Source organism: Pedobacter sp. R-06, assembly GCF_049913135.1.
Classification (GTDB): Bacteria; Bacteroidota; Bacteroidia; order Sphingobacteriales; family Sphingobacteriaceae; genus Pedobacter.
Window position 1 is genome coordinate 1,647,521 of record NZ_CP183977.1, and the last position, 13,934, is coordinate 1,661,454.

Here is a 13,934-nt window from a genome sequence, read left to right on the forward strand (position 1 = left end):
ATCGAGAAAATATGAAAAATAACCAAAAACATATTAAAAAAAACAGACAAGGCTGAATCTTTATTATTTTTAGGTAATCATTTGATAATCAGTGTTTTATTTTTTATATTTTAATGTTGATAATTGTCAAACATTTTCATCTTGTCTGTCTGGATAGTCGATATGAGGAGGTTTCTGGCTGTTTTTAGCGATTGCATAATGAGACAATACGCCTAAACTTGCCTGATAGTTTTCATTTTTTTAAACCAGTTTTGTGGCCAGAGAAAAGAAATATAAATTTAGAAACAGGAACAGATTTCTATCCAGCGTGGATACTTAACTGAAGATTTCTGTATTTTTTTGGACTGTAACCAGAATGTTTAGTAAAAAAAGCGCTAAAATTATTTTCCTCTGTAAAACCCATACTGTAGCTAATTTCTTTTATGGTAAGTGCACTATGGGCCAGTTTACTTTTAGCTTCCTCAAAAATCTTTTCAGTTACCAGCTGTTTGGCAGAACGGCCATAAATATTTGTAATGGCTTGATTTAGTTTTCTCGGTGTGGTTTTTAAAGCGTTGGCATAATAATCTAACTTCTTTTCTTTTTGATAATGAATGTGCAGCAGTTCGCGAAATCGGTTTGCAATATCACGGTCTTCGTTATTATTGTAGTGGATTTCGGGAGTTTGAAGTCCCTGCGAGAGAAAAGTAGATCTTAAAAGAATGGCCTGAACCGCATTGTGTATGATGTCGCTCATCAGGGGAACCATGGGTTGATTGGTCAGGTTTTCGAGAAAAACCATTTGAAGTTCAACATATTCTCCGATATCGATTGAAGGTTTGCTGATGTAAATTTTACTTAAATCAAAAAAAAGAGCATTATTCTGTATAAAATAGGCATCATTTGGCGTGCGCGCATAAAAGCCATAATCAAAAAATATAACCCAAAATTCGCCCTCTTGCTCAGGAATAAAAGAATGAAAGCGATCTGGTCCAATAAAAAGGAAATGATTGAGGGGTATCAGGATTCTTTCATTTTCGATGCAATGCAAAGCAGGTTTCCCAATGGAAAAAAGTACAAAAAAATAGGGCCAGCGCCTAAGGCTACTGATATCCTTAAAATGAGATTTTAAGTTGGTTGAACGGCAAACATGGATATGATCTTTAGTTATAAAATCTATCCTTTCCCTGATATTCATAATGAGATGACAATTTGTAAAGTGCCAGACTTTTAAAGTGACAGGCAATTGCTAATATATAGTTTTCTAGCTATAAAAAGCTTGGTTGATGCCTAAAATTTAAAATAAATCAGCCTGTTGCTTTAGCAGCAAAGCCTTTTTCCCAATAATTTTTAAGCTACTGTTTATTTTAGTTTAGGAAACAAACTGATCATCAAAAAGAATTACGCCCGAATAGCCAGATTAAGTCAGGAAATTATAAGATACGTTTTAGCGTTTACAAGCGAGGTTGCTTAAATAACACCGCCTCATTCTGAGTAGTAAGTTTAATTTTTGGTATTCCTTTATCTTTTTAGGCAATGCCTCATGAATGATGATTACCTGCTTATCGAAATCTACCTTTACCGCTTTTTTACCAATAAGTCTAACCCAAATTTTCCATCTGTTTCTGGATCAGAGTTTTTATGCTTCATATTTTAATCTCCGCCCATTAATGGCCAGCAATAGCAATGATGTTGTACTCACTTATATTTTTAGGTATTGCCACCCCAGCTTTTTATGCTGTCGGTTCGGCTAAAGTTAAGACTGGTTAGGTGGGGGGTAGTTTCTTGGGTAGATGTGAAATCGCTTGCAGCCGTATGCAACGTTAAGCTTAATGTACTTTTGGTTTTTAGTATTGCCTGTACCGCAATGTTATTTGCGAATTAAGTTTAAAAGGAATACAGTATTGGCTGGAATTGATACTGGCTTGCTGTGCCACTGTAGCCAAATTGAAAAAATAAACAGGAAGCAAAATATTTTTTTTGAACGTTAAAAAAGTGATTTTCGAGATATTTATTGATTTCTACAGAAAAAGTAGTGAAAAAACAGATAAAATATGATTTTTTATAGCGGTTTAACCGTATGAGCCATAAAGATTTAACCGTGTTCTATTTAGTTAAGGTTAAGTTTTTATTAAATAGATTGACTTTGTTCTTTGCAGGAATGAATTTAATTTCTAACTTCGCAGCCTCGAAAGGGACAAAATGATTCCGTAGCTCAGCTGGTAGAGCATTACACTTTTAATGTAGTGGTCCTGGGTTCGAATCCCAGCGGGATCACAGAAAGCCTCACAGAAATGTGAGGTTTTTTTGTTGGCGTGCATCTCTGTTAATTACACATGTTTCGTGGGATAAAGTTGATTAAACCCCAAGTTACAAAGTAGTGGATTTTGAATATAAAATTGAGTTTAGAAGGGCGATGCACCCACCATTCTGATAGGGTATTTTCTGAGAAATCTAATTTCTTATCCTACTTGCAGGAAGCCATAACTGCTCATGATTATATTTCAGACCAGGTAACTGAGGTGTCTTTTTGTACTTTGGAACACTAATCTTCCAAATTACTTTTAGTGATAGTGCTATTTGTTTTGATAATCTCGATCACTTTTTTTTGACTATGAATATTTATGCTAAATTTGTGAGGCATGAATTTTTCTTAATTAATTAACAATCTCGATAATGTTTTTTCTACACTGAACCCTCTCACACTTATTCGGCCTTCCGCCTTTCAGTGTTATAATCGAACTATATTTTAATTGGCTAGTTATTTCTTATTCATTATTACAGGTGAATAGAGATGGCTGCAGCTTAACCAAACAAAAACGCCTCGTTATGTGCCTAAATAAATGCCTAAAATTCAATTTAAAACCCTTGGGAAAAGCAAGTAGAAATCAATTGCTTTTAATGTGGGGTAACTTTGGCCTATTTAAATTTTTTCTGCCTTTTTTTTTCTTGATAATATCGTTCGGATCGTACGCACAAAAGCCAAATATTAGTTATACAAGCCCACAAACAGTTTTTCTTGAAAAAGAAATAACTCCCATTAATGTAACAAATACTGGTGGAGCTGTTCCAACCAGAGTATACCCTCAAGTCCATCAACTTTTTTCATCAAACCCATTGTTTATTGATCATTTCGTGAAATCTTCTTCGGGGGATTTTTATGGCATTCAATACGCTTCAATAATCCGTGTAAAACCGGATGGAAGTTCTTCCGTATTTGCTGGAAGTATAACTTACGGTTATGCCGATGGAGTAGGTACGTCTGCGCTGTTTGGTAAGATGAATGATATTATAAAAGATAATGCCGGAAATTTGTATGTGGCTGAAAGTAATAGCAGGGATGAAACAAATGGGAGAATAAGAAAAATAACGCCAGCAGGTGTTGTATCAACTTATGCGCAAGGGCTGTTTATGCCAAAGGCGCTTGCTATGGATGCGAATGGCATAATCTATGTTGCCGAAGCGCCGGGCAGGATAATGAAAGTTGCTACCGATGGTACTGTTTCTTTTCTGGCTGGCAAGTCTGGAGTTTCAGGAAAAGCAAACGGTACAGGTGCCGCGGCCTCATTTTACAATGTGGTTGCCATAACGGTAGCTACTGACGGGAATATGTATGCGTTAGAATCGGGCAATAGTTTGATTAGAAAAATCACGCAGGAAGGTGTTGTAACAACCTTTGCTGGCTCGAGCTTTGGTAGTGTGGACGGCAGCGGGCCATCTGCTTCTTTTTGGGCTCCAATCATGATGCAAATGGATTCGAAAGGAAATTTAATTGTTGCGGATGGAAATTCATTGTTTCGTCGTGTAAGTCCTTCTGCAGATGTGGTTACCATTGGAGGACCAGTATATTATGATCCGAACGGACAAACGAAAGCTCAAGACTATTATAACAACTTCATACTTGATGAGGATGATAATATTGTATATTTCGGAGCAGGTCTTTATAAGATCTTAACAACGGGCTTTACCGTCACCCCAACATTACCAGCGGGGCTCTCGTTGCGTACCGATGGTACTATAACTGGTACACCAAAGGCACTTTCTACTGCCACTAATTATAAAATTTCCGCATCAAACGAAGTCGGAATAAGCACCTATAATTTAAATCTCACGGTCGCTGTTTCTACAGAACCGCCAGTAATTACTTCCTTTTCACCAACATCAGCATATACAGGGCAAGGAGTTACCATTACAGGAAGTTATTTTACAGGCACAACTGCGGTAAGTATAGGTGGAAAGCCCGCTTCAAGTTTTTATTTAACATCTCCAACCAGCCTTTCTGCAACTGTTGCTGCTGGTAGCTCAATATCAGGAGATGTTACGGTAACTAATCCGTACGGAACAGCCAGTTTATCAGGATTTACCTTTATCCCTCCACCTACTATTACAGCGATCTCTTCTTCTAGCGGGGCAGCAGGTAGTCTTATAACGATTACAGGTACAAATTTTAGCGGAGTATCTCAGGTTAATTTTGGAGGATATTATGCCGCTTCGTTTACAATCGTTTCGCCAACACAAATAAATGCAGTAGTAGGAAATAGTGGGGGATCGGGGTCGGTGACTGTTTATGCCCCTGCTGGAAGTGCAAATTTTCCTGGCTTTACTTATATTGCTACTCCAAGTATTAATACCGTATCTCCCTATAGTGGTGGTACAGGTGATAATATAACGATAACCGGTAGTAATTTTAGTAATGCAACAAATGTAAGTTTTGGAAACACTCCTGCAAGTTCATTTACAGTGGTTTCTCCAACAACCATCAAGGCTGTAATTGCCGCTGGCTCAGGTAATGGCATTACTGTAACTACACCCGGAGGAAAAGCAATATATAGTAATTTTATTTATATTTTACCTCCGGCTATTTCTCAGGTATATCCACTTAAAGGAGGATTAAATAGCTCAATTACAATCATTGGATCTAATTTAAGTAATTCACAGGTAATTATAGGTGGTGTGCCGGCCAATATAGGTTATAATAGCAGTAACCAGATTTTGGCTTACGTTGGCAGTGGTGCTTCATCGGGTAATGTAACCGTTACAAATACCTACGGAACGGCATCTATGCCAGGATTTATCTGGGTGGCAGCTCCAACTGTTACCGCTTTTACACCAACAACTGCGGCTAGTGGAGATTTTATTACGATTAGTGGTACAGATTTAACAGAAGTAAGTACGGTAACAATTGGTGGTGTTAATTCGTTATTTACCATTTTATCGCCCACCTCAATAAAGGCAACTGTTGGTGCTGGGGCGAGCGGTGCTATTGGTGTTAGTTCGCCAGGTGGTTCTGCAAGTTTACCTGGTTTTAGTTATTTGGGGCCGGCTATTACTTCGTTTACACCAACAAGCACTGGTGCTGGTCAAACTGTTGTTATTACTGGGAATAACTTTACAAATGCTTCCGATGTTTATTTTGGGGGTATTGCTGCCACTTCGTTTATTGTCAATTCATCAACTCAAATTACTGCTGTTGTTGATTTAGGGAAATCAGGAAGTGTAACGGTAGTAACGCCTTTGGGACGGATTTCAGCACCTGGGTTTACCCATCCAGGTCCATCGATCTCTTTTTTTAATCCACAGTATGCCGGTACATTGTCAACATCACCAGTAACAATTACTGGTGTAAATTTTACAAATGCTACCGCTGTGCGTTTTGGAGGAGTGCCAGCCAGATCATTTACAGTATTGTCACCAACTTCTATAAGTGCTATGCCAGCTGAATCTGCATCGGGCGATGTGGTAGTTGTAACGCCACTCGGTCAGGATGCTAGATCAGGCTTTGTATGGGTTAAGCCACCAACAATTACAACGTTTTCTCCTGCTGCACAAAAAAGTGGTGGACAGGTAACCATTACCGGAACGAATTTTATTGGTGTTACCGGAGTGAAAATTGGAGGTGTTGCGGTTTCATATTCTACAGTTTCACCTACTACCATTTTCGTTTACATCAATAATACCGTTGTGAGCGGTAGTATCAGCGTGAGTACAGTTGAGGGAAGCGCTTCAATAGATGGATTTATTTATAATTCACCGGTTATACAAAGCATTAGCCCGCTAATAGCTGCTGCCGGCCAAACAGTTACCATTACCGGCAACAATCTTGACGGTATACAATCAGTAAACTTTGGAGGTGTTAATGCAGCTTCTTTTTCTGTTGTCTCCTCAACCACAATAACGGCTACAGTTGGAACAGGCAATACTGGCAATGTAAATATTGCCGGTACTGAAGGAACGGCAAGTATAGCTGGTTTTACATTCTTGCCTCCACCATCAATATATTCATTTACCCCTACATCAGGTGGTTTAGGAACATCTGTATCTATCAATGGTTCAAATCTTATCACTACATCGGCAGTAACGATAGGTGGTATTGAGGCAACAATAACCAGCGTAACTAACAATGTGGTGATGGTTACAGTAAATGCAGGAGCCAGTGGCAAAATCTCTCTAACAACTATTGCAGGTACTGCGCAGATGGATGGTTTTACCTGGTATCCTGCCCCAATCATCACCAGTGTAAGCCCGCTCATTGCGAATGGGCAAACTCCAGTTACTATAACGGGGAGTAATTTTAATGGAATAACACAGGTTAAATTTGGCTCATCTACGGTTGGATTTACAGTGGTATCACCAACTCAGATTAAAGTCACGCCTGCAAATGCCTCAAGTGGAGCCATTATAGTAACAAATTCCGGGGGAACTGCTTCTTTTCAGGGGTTCATTTTTTTGCCTGCTCCGGTAATCACTTCATTTACAACAACTGGTGAAGGCGCTACGGCAGAAGTCAAAATTATCGGGGCTAATTTTACTAATGTTACCAGTGTGAAATTTGGTAGTGTGGAAGCAAGTTCATTTATCGTAAATTCACCTACCAGTATTCAGGCAATACCCGGTTTAGGTGAAACCGGATTGATTACTGTTACGGGTGATGGTGGATCTGGAGCAATAGCCGGATTTTTATATAGTAAGCCGCCTGTTGTACTTTCATTTTCACAAACATCTGGACCGGTTGGAACAGCATTAAGTATAATGGGAGATAACTTTAATACCGTACCTGAAAAAAACGTGGTTTATTTTGGCCCCGTTAAAGCCCAGGTTACTAATGCAACCAAAACGAAATTAGATGTTGTGGTACCGGCCGGCGCAAATAATTTAGTTACAGTAACCAATATAGATAAAGGGTTAACCGGATATTCGAACTTGCCATTTTTGGTTACCACTACAGCCACCTTTTCGGGCTATTCGAACAAGCACGATATAAATTTCAACGCTGCAGTTTCTTCAATAGCTACTAAAGATTTTGACGGGGACGGCACTCCTGATTTTTTAATTGCAAAAAACGATTCGCTATATGTCCTTTTACATGGTAGCGATAAAGTATTGTCCGGATCATCGTTTACTCAAAAAGTTAATTTAATGAGCGGGAAACAAGTGATAAACATGGTAGTAGATGATGTAGACGGAGATGGAAGACCCGATATTTTATTTGGTACAGGACTTAGCATTGTTTTTTTACATAATACATCAACCGGGGGTAACATATCTTTTAGCACAACTGCATTTGAGTCATTAAACAGTTCATACTCGGGTATGACGCTTAGAGACATCGATATGGATGGCAGACCAGATTTATTTTCAGGTACAGATGGAACCTATTATCCTAATACTTCAAGGGGGTCCACTATATCTTTTGGTACCGCAGGATACTTTCAAAATATCCCCTCGAGCAGCAATATTTCATTTAGCTTAACCGATATTGATGGTGACAATATGCCTGATCCTATATATGGAAGTTCTTATAATGGATTTACAATATTTAAAAATAATACGGTGCCAGGTAGTTTAAATCCTCAACTGTTTCCAACTACGTATATCCAGCACTCGAGTTATTATCCTTCAACTTTAATGTCTGCCGATTTTGATGGAGATAATAAAGTGGATGTGCTTGAAAATGATTATGGCTATAATGCTGGCAATGTATTTCTGGTTTCAAGAAATATAGCAACAAAGGGAACGATTACCACCTCGTCGCTCGAAACACCTCAAGTGTTTTCGAATACGGGACTGAAATATCGAAACGGTTTGGCTGATGTTGATGGAGACGGTAAGATAGATGTAACGGGAGGGGTAAATTCTACTATTAGCTATTCGCGTAATTTATCTAGTGTTGGCAATATTCTGTTTGCAACGCCTGTTCAACTAATTTCAGGTACTAACGATAATTTAAATAATTATAAAGTATGTGATATGGATGGCGATGGCAGGAATGATCTTGTGGTTCTAGACCCTATAAAAAATAAAATAACGATTTATAATAATGGCCCTATACCTATACCGCAAATAACCTCAGTATCTCCTCTTATTGCAGCAAAAGACTCAACTGTTTATATTGTCGGTAAATATTTTGACCAAACATCGGTTGTGAATTTTGGTACTAAGGCTGCAAAATCATTTAGGATAGTTTCACCTCAAACTATTATAGCAATTGTTGGTGAGGGAGAGAGTGGCAGCGTCACTGTTCAAACTCCGAATGGCCAAGATTCGTTTCCAGGTTTCGTTTTTGTAAGCCCTCCGGTTATTACATCAGCAGTAGCAGCAACAGATGGTACTGGGCAATTACTAATATCGGGAAGTAACTTTACCAAAACTACTCATGTATCTATAGCGGGTGTGTCTGCGGTGTCGTTTATGGTTAAGTCTGATACACAGATCGCAGCAACCTTTTTGGGAATAAGCGGAACGTTATCGGTAACTAATATAGCAGGTACTTCAACCTTTACTGAACGGGTTACCGTTTTGCCTATACCAATCATCACGGCTTCAGGGCCGCTTGAATTTTATCCAGGGGGTAGTGTATTGTTAACGGCAAATTCGGAAGCTGGCTATATCTACCAATGGATGAAGGATGGGGTTAACATTGTAGGGGCAACTTCGGGTACTTATACAGCCAGCCAAAGCGGGGCATACACTGTTACTATAACGTTGGCCGGAGTGAGTAAAACATCGGCGGCTACGGTAGTTACCTCAACATTTGCATTGCCCGCTTCTAACTTTACGATAACGGCTAATAGTGCTACTTGTCACGGATCAGCCAATGGTACAATTATGATTAATGCTGCACAAAGTTTGAATTATACTGCCACGATAACTGGAGGAAGTGTAAATGCTACCTATCCTTTTACCAGCACAACCAGTATTAACAATCTGGCATCGGGCACTTATAATGTTTGCTTTACCATTGGCGGCCAAAGCAGTTATCAGCAGTGTTTTAATGTAGTAATAACCGAACCTAAAAGTTTGGCTGTATATGCCGCTGTTAATAATACTGCACAGAGCTTAAACCTTACCTTAGATGGTAGTAGTACTTATTATGTTACTCTGAACGGGGTAACCACTACAACTACAGCAGGTAATATCACACTTAGCCTGAGAAATGGTGCAAACGATGTAACCGTTGCTACAGATAAATCTTGTCAGGGCATTTATCAAAAACGTTTCGATCTTTCAACCGGAATTCTGGCCTATCCAAATCCGTTTACATCAATATTTAATGTAAATCTGGGCAATGAGGAGGTTCCTTTGGCAACCATTGAATTATTTAAAATTACCGGTGGAAAGGTCTATAGCAAACAGTTTACCAATACTTCTGGGACGGTGCCAATCGAACCTCAGAATCTTACTCCTGGAGTTTATCTGCTTAAGGTGAAAACCGGTCAAAGTGAAAAAACACTTAAAGTTGTGAAATTATGAGAAAGTACATCGCCATTATATTAATAACTGCTGCCTTATTTACTAGTTGTAGCAAAAAAGACACTACATATATTAAACCTGACCCCCAACCTGCAGTACTTACCTATCCTGCTCAAAACTCAGTATGTACGTCCGGAACTGTTATATCAACCACTCAAAGTACCATAACCTTTACCTGGAACAGCGCAAGCAATACTGATAATTATGAGATAAACATCAAAAACTTGCTGACAAATGCTGTTACTACAGTAACGACTTCTACCAATCAGTTATCGGTAAACCTTGATCGGGATATGCCTTATTCTTGGTATGTTTTGTCAAAAGCTAGTGCATTATCAACAACGGCTAAGAGTGAGGTGTGGAAGTTTTATAGTGCAGGTACAGGTAGTGTTTCCCATCCTCCGTTTCCCGCCGACAATCTTTCTAATATTTTCGGGCAAGGCACTGCATCTGGCACGGTTAACCTAACTTGGACAGCAAGCGATCCGGATAATGACATTTCGGGCTACGATGTATATTTTGGTACAAGCAGTACACCGCCATTCTATAAAACCAGTATTACCGATAAATTTTTGAACAGTATAGCAGTAACTTCAGGTACAACTTACTACTGGAAGGTGATCACGAAAGATTTAGCAGGTAATACCTCAGATTCTGGAATATTCCAGTTTAAGGCAAATTAGGAGCAGTAAAGAAGTAACAAATGCCGGATATTTATCCAGGGGCATATCCAATAAACAACCAGGGAAGAGAAAAAGCTGGAATAAGAACTAGCTTCTGAATTTCACTGGGAATTAAACGGCACTTAAAGGTCTTTTAATAAGACAGCAAGCCCCTGTAGGCTTAGATTGACAGGGGCTTGCTTTTATAGACACACCTAAATTAATAGATATAGGATAGTACGAACTGAGGGGCACCTTATTTAACAATACCTGCCAAATCCTTTATTTTCATCATTTGTATCCAGCCGAGCTTAAAATTATTCGTAACTTTCTAAAACCGAAAAATTAGACCGTTTACCGATTATGGAGCAATATCCAAAAGTTTACCTATATCGACGGATTGTTCAGGCAAAACTTTTCATCGATAAAAATTATGCTGAAAGAATAGATCTTAGTTACATTTCTGATGAAGCCTGTTTTTCTAAATTTCATTTCACCAGGCTTTTCAAAGCCATTTATGCTAAAACACCGCATCAATATCTTACATGGGTAAGAATTGAAAAAGCCCAGCAGCTATTGCGCGAAGATAAAAGCGTTTCTGAAACCTGCTTCTTAGTAGGATTTGATAGCTTAACTTCGTTTAGCGGACTTTTTAAACGCAACGTAGGTATATCACCTTCAAGTTATCAGGCACAGATGCAACAATTAAAGTTAGCCATTAAAAAATCGCCAGTTTCTTTCGTACCCAGTTGCTTTGCCTTGCAACATGGCTGGTTAGAAGAATAGCAATTATGGAGAAGTGATTATTTAAATCATTGCTGAAATTTGGTTCAACATTTATAAAATTAAACTGAGAACCATGATTACCAAAATGACCATCACAAACATTCACGTCCTGAACCAGGATAGTGCTTATGACTTTTACGTAAACAAATTGGGCTTTAAACTGGTAGATGATATCCCGATGGGGCCAGAAAGCCGTTGGCTAACCGTGTCGCCACCAGAGCAGCCTGACCTGCAGCTGGTGTTGTTCCCTGTTACGGTTAGTAAAATGTTTCCAAAGGATGTAGCAGAAACATTAATAGGATTGATCAAAAAAGGGATTTTCGGTTGTGGCGTACTTACCTGCAACGACATTTTTGCAACCTACGAAGAGTTAAAAGCCAAGGGGGTTGAATTTATAAAAGCGCCTACCAAAGAGTTTTATGGAACTGAGGCTTTATTTAAAGACGATTCGGGAAACTATTTTTCATTGCAACCGCTAAACAATTTTGGTAATGAAAACAGTATTTGAGCCATCGACAAGAAGTGAATTAATTGATAGGGTTAATTTACTAACCGAAAACAGCAACAGGCTTTGGGGTAAAATGAATGTTTACCAAATGGCAAAACATTGTACCATCTGGTTCGAATGGGTTTTAGGTAAAAATAAACCGGTTTACAAAGTCGATTTTTTAGGTAAGCTATTCGGCCGGATAGCGCTTAAAAGCAATACCAAAGATGATAAACCGATAGGTAAAAATATGCCTGCAGGGGAGTTTGCTATTAAAGAAAAAGAAGGAGACCTGAAACAACAGCAAATGATTCTGATCAAATGCATCGAGGAATTTGAAAACTATGATAACCCTGATTTTGTCCACGATTTTTTTGGCAAGATGACAAAAGACCAGATCGGTGTTTTTTCTTATAAACACGCCGATCATCATTTAAGGCAGTTTGGCGTTTAACTTCTGCTGTCCGATAGGTTTTAAGCTTATAAAGCTGAATGGATAACGCTGGTTGAGGCTGATATAATTTATAAAGTACATATGAATCATCAGGAGCGTATTTGCCTGATGATTTTACATTACCAATTCCTTGTTGTACCGATTTCGATATTCCAGTGGAGAAACTCCTGTAATTTTCCGAAATACCTCTCTAAAGGCTTTTACGTCGGCATAACCTACCTCATACATTACTTCGTTAACGGTTTTTCTGGTGGTTTCTAAAGCCTTTTTAGCCGATTCTATTTTAGCGCGTTGCAAATATTCTATTGGTGTGTTTCCAGTTGCCTTGATAAATCTTCTATCAAAACTTCTCCTGCCAACTGCAAATCTGGTCGATAAGTCTTCTACAGATATTTTTTGTTGCAAGTGGTTTTCGATATAACATTGCGCTTCTTTTACCATTTCATCCCCATGTAGTTTTTGTCCTTTAAAAATAATAAACGTCGATTGGCTTTGCCTGTCCATCTCGATCTGGAAAACCTTTGAACAGAAAATAGCGGTTTGTCTATCGAAGTATTTTTCAACCAGATAAAGAAGGAGATTTAAGAAAGAATATGCTCCACCATTGGTGTAAATGCCATTTTCATCAGTAATCAGTTTATCGGGTTGTAAATTTACCTTTGGGAACATTTTACTGAAATTATCAGCTGCAATCCAGTGAGTAGAACAGGTTTTACCGTCTAATAAACCAGTTGATGCCAATAGGTATGCACCAGTGCAAACACTCGCTATTTCAGCACCGTTTTTATACTGTGCGGCAATCCATCCAATCAGTTCTTTGTTCCCTTCCATTGCCTGTTGGTAGTTGTGGTTTAAAGAGGGGATAATTACAAGGTCGGTTTTGGTAATAGTTGAAATATGCCTATGCGGTTTCACCGAAAACAAACCATCATAAAAATCGACCGCTTTGGAAATACCTGCCAACTCAATTTTGAATAACTGTGTTTTTCCGTTTTCCTGCCAGTAGGCATTAGCCCTGCTTAGTATTTTGTAAGAACCAACAATACTACTTAAGTTGTTCGGGCCGTCGGGTACAAGGATGGTAATGTGTTTCATCTTAATGGTTTTACTTCTATTGGTTTAGCATCGATCTGCTGATTTTCTGTAGTAAAGATAAAACTTAAAGCTGTCCAAATCAACCCGCTACAATGTCTATTTTACACCCTGCTTGCAGCGCATATTGCAGTTAACTTTGTTTTGTTCTAATCAATCTTAAATTTAAATAACAGCAGAACCATGGAAAAGCAAGATTTTACAGCCACCATTTTGGTAGATCAAAGTCCGAATGAAGCATTTAATGCAATTACCAATGTTAGCGGATGGTGGTCGGAAGCTATTGAAGGAGATACCGATATTATTAACGCCGAATCTGTTTATCATTATAGAGATATTCATTACTGTAAAATGAAATTGGTAGAAATGATTCCGGATCAAAAAGTAGTTTGGTTGATATTGGATAACTACTTTAAGTTTACAACCGATAAAAGCGAATGGATTGGTACGAAATTGGTTTTCGATATTACTAAAAAGGGCGAACAAACCGCTGTAACTTTTACACACGAAGGCCTGGTACCGCAGTACGAATGTTATGAAATTTGTAGGGAAGCCTGGACTAACTATATTAAAGAAAGTTTGTACAAGTTGATTACCACAGGAAAAGGGGAGCCAAATCCTAAAGAAAACGATGGATTTAATACCGAATTGGCAAAAAAGTGGAAACTGGAAGCCTGATCATAACTGCAGAGGCCGATCAAAAAGTTAAATTCGATCCGCATTG

General features: G+C 38.6%; 8 protein-coding genes and 1 tRNA gene. 7 read left to right on the plus strand and 2 right to left on the minus strand.

From position 1 onward, the window contains the following. Positions 1–298: 298 nt before the first annotated feature. Complete coding sequence (locus ACN9MR_RS06860; protein WP_426328871.1) at positions 299–1,177, minus strand: helix-turn-helix domain-containing protein; 879 nt, start codon at positions 1,175–1,177, stop codon at positions 299–301. A 1,006-nt stretch (positions 1,178–2,183) separates the two neighbouring features. Here ACN9MR_RS06860 and ACN9MR_RS06865 point away from each other — a divergent pair. The 6 genes from ACN9MR_RS06865 (at position 2,184) to ACN9MR_RS06890 (ending at position 12,118) form a co-directional block, all read left to right on the plus strand. After that, positions 2,184–2,256, plus strand: a tRNA-Lys gene (locus ACN9MR_RS06865). An 858-nt stretch (positions 2,257–3,114) separates the two neighbouring features. Continuing rightward, positions 3,115–9,729: an IPT/TIG domain-containing protein gene (locus tag ACN9MR_RS06870; RefSeq protein ID WP_426328872.1), complete on the plus strand. Its 6,615-nt coding sequence runs from the start codon at positions 3,115–3,117 to the stop codon at positions 9,727–9,729. Next, entirely contained in the window at positions 9,726–10,412 is a 687-nt protein-coding gene (locus tag ACN9MR_RS06875) for a hypothetical protein (protein ID WP_426328873.1), read from the plus strand. Before ACN9MR_RS06870 ends, ACN9MR_RS06875 begins: the two co-directional genes overlap by 4 nt. Positions 10,413–10,754: 342 nt before the next feature. After that, positions 10,755–11,177: a helix-turn-helix domain-containing protein gene (locus tag ACN9MR_RS06880; protein WP_426328874.1), complete on the plus strand. Its 423-nt coding sequence runs from the start codon at positions 10,755–10,757 to the stop codon at positions 11,175–11,177. 73 nt (positions 11,178–11,250) lie between these two features. After that, complete coding sequence (locus ACN9MR_RS06885; protein ID WP_057934711.1) at positions 11,251–11,685, plus strand: VOC family protein; 435 nt, start codon at positions 11,251–11,253, stop codon at positions 11,683–11,685. Further along, positions 11,669–12,118, plus strand: a complete 450-nt coding sequence (locus ACN9MR_RS06890) for a DUF1569 domain-containing protein (RefSeq protein WP_426328875.1) — start codon at positions 11,669–11,671, stop codon at positions 12,116–12,118. Before ACN9MR_RS06885 ends, ACN9MR_RS06890 begins: the two co-directional genes overlap by 17 nt. A gap of 114 nt (positions 12,119–12,232) precedes the next feature. Here the strand turns inward: ACN9MR_RS06890 and ACN9MR_RS06895 are convergent, their stop codons facing one another. Next, complete coding sequence (locus ACN9MR_RS06895) at positions 12,233–13,213, minus strand: GlxA family transcriptional regulator (protein ID WP_426328876.1); 981 nt, start codon at positions 13,211–13,213, stop codon at positions 12,233–12,235. Between the two features lie 180 nt (positions 13,214–13,393). On the opposite strand from ACN9MR_RS06895, the gene ACN9MR_RS06900 reads away from it, so the two are divergent. Continuing rightward, positions 13,394–13,888, plus strand: coding sequence for an SRPBCC family protein (locus ACN9MR_RS06900; protein WP_426328878.1), 495 nt, complete (start codon positions 13,394–13,396; stop codon positions 13,886–13,888). The last annotated feature ends 46 nt before the right edge of the window (positions 13,889–13,934 follow it).